General features: G+C 70.3%; 2 protein-coding genes. Both read right to left on the minus strand.

The window, feature by feature from the left end:
* Positions 1-282 (minus strand): hypothetical protein (locus E4U92_RS36400; RefSeq protein WP_422070809.1); only part of this gene is annotated, 282 nt, incomplete at its 3' end.
* Positions 275-784: a SigE family RNA polymerase sigma factor gene (locus E4U92_RS35605; RefSeq protein ID WP_137304588.1), complete on the minus strand. Its 510-nt coding sequence runs from the start codon at positions 782-784 to the stop codon at positions 275-277. The genes E4U92_RS35605 and E4U92_RS36400, both read right to left, overlap by 8 nt.
* Between the last annotated feature and the right edge of the window lie 428 nt (positions 785-1,212).

Genomic DNA, 1,212 nt, shown 5'->3' on the forward strand with positions numbered 1-1,212 from the left:
GCTGGTCACGGTGAACCCGGCCTGGGGGCGGGGGGAAGCTGGCACGGAGGAGGTGTCTGTGGAGGCTGCTTTGTGCCGTGGGCTGGGTGAGTGCAGCGCGGACGGGAGAGCCAGGCACAGGGCTGCCGCGGTGCAGGCCGCGATCGCGCCCAGGGCGTGCCGGCGGTGGCGGCGCCGGTCGGCGCGTCGGCGGATTTCCGCGGGGGGCAGGGTCGGTTCCGGCATCTGCTTGCCGAGTAGCCGCAGCCGGTCGCCCAGTGTGTCGTGGAGGGGGTCAGACATGGAGTCGTCCTTCCTCGCTGGTCGGGGGCTGGTCGCCGAGCCGGGTTGCCAGCGCGGTCCGCCCGCGGGCGAGGCGGCTCTTGACGGCACTGACGCTGGCGCCGGTCTCGGCCGCGACCTGCTCGATGGAAAGGTCACACATGTGGTGCAGGACCATGGCGGTGCGCTGCGCCTCGGGCAGATCGCGGAGCGCGATGACCAGCACCAAGTACTCCTCAGTGGGCGGTTCGACGGTGCGGGGTTCATGGTGGTGGCGTCCGGCCAGATGCAGACCCCGGGCCAGACGTCGCCAACGTGAGATGGCCAGCCGCCGTGCGGTGGTCCGGATCCATGCTTCCGGGGCATCGCCGAGGTCGAACGTGCGCCTTCGGTCCCACGCGCGGATGAAGGCTTCCTGGACCACGTCCTGTGCTTCGGACCAGTCGCTGGTTATCGCGTAGAGCTGCCCGGTCAGGCGGGAGAAGGACGCTGCGTAGAACGCGTCGAACTCCTGTGGCGTCATCAACGGCTTTCTCTCCTGGTGCTGTCGATCGGCTCGCATCACAGGCAGTTCGCCGGGAAGCACTCCTGGACCACGGCTGTGGAGCCTGCCTCCCGGGCGGAGCCTCGCGCCGCTCAAGCCTGTACGCACGAGCGCTGTCCCCAGGTCGCGCCCACGCCCTGTGACATGGACCACGTATCCGGGCGGCGACCCCACAGGCATCGAGGGGCGTACAGGGGTGCGGGCATCAACCGGACGCCCGCAAGAAAGGACACTGATCCATGCGTATCCGCCCGATCATGCTCATCGCGGCCACCGCCACAGCCATCGCGACGGCGGCGGGAGTGGCCAGCGCTGCGACTGGCACCCACCAGCCCGCCGCCACGGCTCAAAGCAAGCCGTCCGGGAACCGCGTGACCGCCCCCTCGGCCGGGTTCACCGTGACCAGC

This window comes from Streptomyces galbus, assembly GCF_005280195.1.
GTDB classification, from domain to species: domain Bacteria; phylum Actinomycetota; class Actinomycetes; order Streptomycetales; family Streptomycetaceae; genus Streptomyces; species Streptomyces galbus.

Excerpts from the sequence above, each read along its gene's own strand:
- E4U92_RS35605 (WP_137304588.1), bottom strand. The coding sequence starts at position 784 with ATGACGCCACAGGAGTTCGACGCGTTCTACGCAGCGTCCTTCTCCCGC.